General features: G+C 61.6%; 6 protein-coding genes. 4 read left to right on the plus strand and 2 right to left on the minus strand.

Annotation, left to right across the window (positions count from 1 at the left end; all coding sequences use genetic code 11):
- Positions 1–206 precede the first annotated feature (206 nt).
- Both ACFTOW_RS14070 and ACFTOW_RS14075 read right to left on the minus strand, forming a co-directional pair.
- On the minus strand, positions 207–614 hold the full coding sequence (locus ACFTOW_RS14070) for a YybH family protein (RefSeq protein ID WP_379916765.1): 408 nt from the start codon (positions 612–614) through the stop codon (positions 207–209).
- Positions 615–822: 208 nt separating this feature from the next.
- Positions 823–1,512, minus strand: coding sequence for a GntR family transcriptional regulator (locus ACFTOW_RS14075; RefSeq protein WP_379916767.1), 690 nt, complete (start codon positions 1,510–1,512; stop codon positions 823–825).
- A 91-nt stretch (positions 1,513–1,603) separates the two neighbouring features.
- Here ACFTOW_RS14075 and ACFTOW_RS14080 point away from each other — a divergent pair, with 91 nt between their 5' ends.
- The 4 genes from ACFTOW_RS14080 (at position 1,604) to ACFTOW_RS14095 (ending at position 5,605) form a co-directional block, all read left to right on the plus strand.
- The gene (locus tag ACFTOW_RS14080; protein ID WP_379916769.1) at positions 1,604–2,767 is read left to right on the plus strand and encodes an amino acid ABC transporter permease; all 1,164 of its coding nucleotides are present in this window, start codon (positions 1,604–1,606) and stop codon (positions 2,765–2,767) included.
- A complete protein-coding gene (locus tag ACFTOW_RS14085) occupies positions 2,764–3,849 on the plus strand; it encodes an amino acid ABC transporter permease (RefSeq protein WP_379916771.1) in 1,086 nt (361 codons plus the stop codon). Before ACFTOW_RS14080 ends, ACFTOW_RS14085 begins: the two co-directional genes overlap by 4 nt.
- Before the next feature lie 82 nt (positions 3,850–3,931).
- Positions 3,932–4,975 carry a type 2 periplasmic-binding domain-containing protein gene (locus ACFTOW_RS14090; protein WP_379916773.1) on the plus strand — a complete coding sequence of 348 codons (1,044 nt, stop codon included), beginning with the start codon at positions 3,932–3,934 and terminating at the stop codon, positions 4,973–4,975.
- 66 nt (positions 4,976–5,041) lie between these two features.
- Complete coding sequence (locus tag ACFTOW_RS14095; RefSeq protein WP_379916775.1) at positions 5,042–5,605, plus strand: protein-tyrosine phosphatase family protein; 564 nt, start codon at positions 5,042–5,044, stop codon at positions 5,603–5,605.
- The last annotated feature ends 582 nt before the right edge of the window (positions 5,606–6,187 follow it).

Genomic DNA, 6,187 nt, shown 5'->3' on the forward strand with positions numbered 1-6,187 from the left:
CAAGCAAATGACCGGAAACCAAACCACCCACACAAACCGCGAAATAGCCGAAAAAACTCGAGATACTGGGACGTGCTCGGGTAGAGGTATCGGCACACGGGATCGTCAATAAAGCAATGCGTCATCAGCTTGATAGCTGCTTCGAATTGAGCAGGATTCGCCGCTATTACCTTCATATTGACCTGCTCTTGAACATTACCTTTGGGCTAGCCTTCGTACTCTGAGAGGCTGCTCACGGAAATCACCCAAGCTCCGTTCTCATTGCGTTCGAATACATTCAATGAAAACCCTTCGTTTGGCGGATCTCCGTCGGAAAAACGCGCAACGCACCAAGAGCTTTCCCTGTCAGAACCTGCGCGTAAAATATCCAGCGTCTTGTCAGCACCACCTTCAGAGACCCAATTACGATGTACATCTTCAATTGCGTCGCGGCCCTCCACAGGCGCTGCATAGGAAGAGTACAACACAGCGTTCAATGCAAAGCATGCCGCACATCCTGCGGCATCTTTTTTACGGTAGGCCTCCAGATACTTTTGAAGCAGCACCCGCATTTCGCCAGTCGTCGCCATTGGTGCTCCCGACCCCTCAAACGCTTTGGTGAGATGCTGAACCATTTGTAAGTCAAAGTAAAAGGATTATGCCAAGCCGACGGAAAAGGCGGGAGGCAAGAAGGGCTCTCCGCAGACTTTCGCTGCAACTTACACGAATTGCCGCTATCATAAATCCGCCTGGACTTTGCAAACACCCCTCCCTGAACCGCCCGCGGCGGTATATTGTGTACCGCCGACGATCTGTCGCAGACCGTGCTGGCTTACCTCGGGATCACGGCTTCTTGTCGGCCACCGTCGGATCGTCGGGTGCTTGAACCCGGCTCACACGGGTCGATGATGTGCCGGCGGCAAGGCCGATGTCCGACGCCTCCCGAAACAGTGCAACCCGCCCGTTCTCGGCAGAGCGCCGCAAGGTGCGGCAAAGCCCCAGCACAGCGTCGACCCTCGTTCCGTTGCCATTGCGCAAATCCGCCAGCAGCCAGCGCACGATCCTCCAGCCGCTGACGAGATGCGCATCGGCGATGACCGGATCTGGGATCAGCCGTGACAAGAGGGCATTGAGGTCCGTCAACACCGCATAGACATCTTCCACATCCATCGGTCTGCCGGACGGGTCCTGTGCGCCAATCAGGCCCAAAGGCCGCGCGATATCCTGCGGGACGCGTGCATCGGGCAGGCGTGCCACAAGGCCCAACAGTTCGCCATGCACGGCAAAATGCATCCCGCGCTGCGCCGGATCCAGCGGGCTCACCACCGAACCGACACCGGTGCGCACGTCGATCAGCCCTTCATAGGCCAGTCGCTGCAACGCCTGCCGCACCGGGGTGCGGGACACACCGAACTCGTCCGCCAGCACGCCTTCGAGCAGCAGGGATTGCTCGTCCTGCGGCTGCAGGCAGATCCGTTTGCGGATGGCATCCGCGATGTCATCGGCGCGTGGCTTGGTGGCGTGGAAGGTCATTCGTGTCTCCTCCCGGAGCAGGCAAGTGTCACAGGTCCGACATACCGCCTGTATACAAGTATGCAGAAACTATATTGCACAGGTCTCTTCCATGCAACACGCGCCGCCGCCCGCCCGCCGATCCGCACCCGACCGGCTCGGGTACGCGATTGTCGGGGCCATCCTGCTTGGCCTTTCGATGCTTGGAGTCAATATCTGGCTGAACATGCAAGCGGCGGGCGTGACGCCGGGATACGGGTTTCTGACGCAGACCGCTGGCTTCGACCTGAGCGAAAGCCTGATCCCTTATGATGCCGGCGACAGCTATGGGCGGGTGATCCTTGCCGGTCTGCTCAACACGGTGTTTCTGGCCATATGCGGTCTGGTGCTGGCCACGGGTCTGGGCGTTGTGATGGGATTGGTCAGCGTGACACCCAGCCCGGCGGGCCGCATGATCGCGCTGCTTTACGTCGAACTGTTCCGCAACCTGCCCAAGATCCTCGTGCTGCTGGTGCTGTATGTCGTCGCGGTGCGCGGCCTGCCCCCGGTGCGCGAGGCGTTGTCGATCGGGCCGCTGCATCTGACCAACCGGTCGATCTACATGCCCGTGATCGAAGCGGATGCCCGGCAACTCTGGCTGCTGGTGCCGGTGGCCGTCGCGGTCGCGTTTGCCGTGCTGTGGCACCGTCGCGCGCACCGCATCAAGCGTGACACGGGCAAGGACGTGGCGGTTCTGCCGGTGGTCCTTGCGGGGCTGCTCGGGTTTCCGGCGGTTTTCGCCTTGCTGGCCGGTCTGCCGCTGGTGCCCAGCCTGCCGGAGTTCCAGCGGTTCGATTTCGAAGGCGGTGCGCGGCTTTCGGTGCAGTTCATGGTGGTTCTGGTCACGCTGGGGCTGTACCACGGCGCGCAGATCGCCGAGGTGGTGCGCGGCGGCATCCTGTCGGTGCCACAGGGCCAGGTCGAGGCCGCGCGGGCGCTTGGCCTGACACCGCGACATGTGACGCGTTTCGTCATCCTGCCACAGGTGCTGCGGATCGTGATCCCGCCAATGATCAACCAGTATGTGAACCTGATCAAGAACACCTCGATCGCCATCGCCGTCGGTTATTCCGACCTGATGTCCATCAGCGGCACGATCATCAACCAGACATTCCGACCGCTCGAGATGATGCTGATCACCATGGGGCTTTATCTTGGCCTCTGTCTTGTCGCGTCCTCGCTGATGAATCGCCTGAACGACAGGCTGCGCGCTCGCAGCGCCGGAGGTGCCACGTGATCCCGCCATCCCCACCCCCCGAGGCGCGTCGCGACGTCCTGCGGCAATGGGCCGGCACGCCGGTGACGGCCCTTGTATCGCTGGTCAGCGCCGCCGTGGCGCTTTACGTCATCTGGGCAGTGGTGGATTGGGCCATGATCTCGGCAGTCTCCCCCACGCGACCGATGGAGGATTGCGCCGGGGCCTCGGGGGCGTGCTGGCGCTTCTATCTCGAAAAAAGCCGCTTCATGCTGTTCGGCACCTATCCCTATGCCGAGCATTGGCGCCCTGCATTGGTGTCTGTCCTGCTGCTGGGGCTGTCCGCGCTGGTGGGGCTGCGGATCACCGGGCGGCTGCGCTGGCTGCGGCCGCCGATGCTTGTGGCGCTGTGGGCCGGGGTGATCCCGCTGGCCTTCGTGCTGATGGGGGGCGGCGCGGGCGGGCTTCTGGCCGTCGACATGTCCCGCTGGAACGGGATGCCGGTTCTGCTGATCCTGTCGGTCATCGCCATCGCGCTTGCCTTTCCGCTGGGCGTGGCGCTGGCGGTGTTGCGGCACCAGACCCGCTGGCCGGTTCTGCGCCGCGCCGCAATCGTCTATATCGAAGGGATGCGCGGTTTTCCGATGGTCACCGTGCTGTTCGTCGGTGTCTTCGTGCTGCCGCTGACCCTGCCGCCCGACACAAGGATCAGCCCGGTGATGGCGACGCTGATCGCATTGGTGTTCTTTCACGCCTCGTATTTCGCCGAGGATGTGCGCGGGGGTCTGCAATCGCTGCCCGGCAGCCAGCAGGAGGCCGCCTTTTCTCTTGGCCTGTCCTGGGGCAAGACCATGCGCCTTGTGCTGTTGCCACAGGCCCTGTCACGCAGCCTTCCGGCGCTGGTGAACTCGGTGATCGGGGCCTACAAGGATACCTCGCTGGTCGTGGTTCTGGGCATTCACGACCTTACATCGACCGCGCGCATGGCGTTCAGCGAACCGGGCTGGGGTCAGTTCGCGCTCGAGGCCTATGCCTTTGTCGGGGTCTGGTTCCTGTTGTCCTGCGCGTTCCTGTCGTGGGTGGGGCGCGAATTGCACCGTACCGAAGGCGCAAGAAGCCGCTGACCTGTCATGAAATTGAAGAACTATACCTGTATACAGGCAAGGCGTCCCTCGATGCCGACCTTTTCAACAACAGGAGCTTTCCATGCGCCCCGCCCAACTCTTCCTCACCGCTACCAGCTCGATCCTTGCCTTCACGACCGCCCCCGCACTGGCCGGGCCGGTCATGGACGACATCAAGGCCAACGACAGCCTGATCTGTCTGGTCAGCCCCACAGCGCCCGGTTTTTCCGTGCCCGACAGCACGGGCGTGTTTCAGGGTTTCAACGCCGATTTCTGCCGCATGGCTGCTGCGGCGGTTCTGGGCGACGCCGGCAAGGCCGATATCCGTGGCGTCGGTTTTTCCGACTCGATGAAGACCATTGTCGCAGGCGAGGCGCATATGGGGTCACGCTCGATCACCCGCACCGGCACCCGCGATGCAGATGAAGGCATGGCATTCGTTGTCACCACCTTCTTCGACGGTCAGGGCTTCATGGTGCCCAAATCCCTTGGCGTGTCCAGCGCGGCCGAACTCGACGGTGCCAGCGTCTGCGCCGAGGACGGATCGACCACGCTTTTGAACATCGCCGACTGGTTTGGTGCGCAGGGCATGACCTACCGGGTCGAGAATATCGCCGACAAGACCGCCCGGCTCGAGGCGTTCTTTTCCGGCAAATGCGATGTCTACGCCTCGGATGTGACCGCGCTGACCGCCGACCGCCAGCTGGCCGCGACACCCGCAGACTACGTGATCCTGCCCGAGGTCATCTCGAACGAGCCGCTGACGCTGGTGGCGCGTCCGGATCAGGCGTTCGAGGCGGCCCTGTTCTGGGGGTTTCAGGTCATGCTGAACGCCGACAGCCATGGCATCACCTCGGCCAATATCGACGCGATCGTCGCCGATCTGGACAACCAGTCGCCCGCGGTGCAGCGCATGTTCGGCACCGACAGCGCAGCCACCGACATGGCCGCAAAGCTGGGCCTGCCGAACGACTGGGCGTACCAGATCGTCAGCCAGGTGGGCTCCTATGGCGAAGTGTTCGACCGCCATCTGGGTGTCGAGACGCCCTTCGGCCTGAATCGGGCAGAGACGCCCAACGCCCATGCCGCGCATGGCGGGTTGATGTATCCCTATCCGATCCGCTGATCCATGACCTGCGCGCCCCGGCCTTCGGGGCGCGCAATTTTGTTCGGACACGCAATGCGCCAAGACTTGATCGATCTTCATTCCGACAGCTCGGTGCGCGCGATATGCCCGCATCCTCGTGGCGGGCATGTCATCACCATGGGATTTCCCGGTCTGGAAATCGATTTTCGCGGGCAAGCCCTGATCAATCCCGACAGGATCGACGCCACATTAAACCATGCGATGACTGCTGGCATGCGGCTGCTGATCATCCTGACCCAGCCTGATGAATTGCCGCAGGACGCCATCGCGATGCTGCGCCGCGCCGTCCGTGCCCGAGGTTTGCGCGCCATCGCCTTGCCCATCGAGGATTATTCCGTGCCGGGCCTAGCCTTCATGCGGGCCTGGAAACGCCTGTCCCCGGCCCTCGGACCGATATTCGCGTCTGGCGCGTCCGTCGGCATGAGTTGTCATCACGGCGCGGGCCGCAGTGGCGTGGTCGCCGCGATGCATTTGATCGATGCGGGGTGCGCGCCCACGCAAGCGGTGGCCAAGCTGCGCCGCCAGTTCCCCGAGACTGTGGAAAACGATCATCAGCACGGATGGCTGATGGACTATGCGAGGGCCGTGCGGATCAATTCCGTCGGCTGAACACATGCTGGCAAAATCGACGAAAGCAGTTCCTTGCACCCTCCAGAGGCCAGGATCGTCTTTGTTGAAGGATCAGACCATTTCGCAAGTACAACCGAGGCGCCGGCGGCACCGATCTGGCAATCTGGGTACCATCGACATGACAAGCCCGCAGGCCCGAGAAGAACCTTGCGTCTGACAATCCAACGGCCGCCAGTCTTGCCGCGCCGACATCCCGACAAACGAGCCCCTGCAGATTTTTGCGACTGCGCGGCGCCTTATTTTGCGCCGACGGCATTGGTGTCCACGTGCCGATCCTGCGTGATTTTCGTACAGAACGGGCTTGAGATGAACTTCGTCGGAAGTGTCTGATACTTCAGTGTCTTGTGCCTTGGTCCTCATGCCATCTGGCAGCCGGGTCTGGTCCGGTTTTGGAGAAGGACTGCCTTCAGTGTATGAAGCGTAATTGTCTAAATACAATCAAATTTTCACAAAAGTTCGGCATTAGCCCAGCTAAATTTAGTACTACAGTTGCGGATATTGGAGATCTCTGATTCAACTCTATTCGAGGGAATGGGAGGGTTGGGTCATGACTGTATCGGA

Source organism: Lacimonas salitolerans, from assembly GCF_042677865.1.
In the GTDB taxonomy this organism is placed as follows: Bacteria; Pseudomonadota; Alphaproteobacteria; order Rhodobacterales; family Rhodobacteraceae; genus Lutimaribacter; species Lutimaribacter salitolerans.

Excerpts from the sequence above, each read along its gene's own strand:
- ACFTOW_RS14070 (WP_379916765.1), bottom strand. The coding sequence starts at position 614 with ATGGTTCAGCATCTCACCAAAGCGTTTGAGGGGTCGGGAGCACCAATG.
- ACFTOW_RS14080 (WP_379916769.1), top strand. The coding sequence starts at position 1,604 with ATGCAACACGCGCCGCCGCCCGCCCGCCGATCCGCACCCGACCGGCTC.
- ACFTOW_RS14075 (WP_379916767.1), bottom strand. The coding sequence starts at position 1,512 with ATGACCTTCCACGCCACCAAGCCACGCGCCGATGACATCGCGGATGCC.
- ACFTOW_RS14090 (WP_379916773.1), top strand. The coding sequence starts at position 3,932 with ATGCGCCCCGCCCAACTCTTCCTCACCGCTACCAGCTCGATCCTTGCC.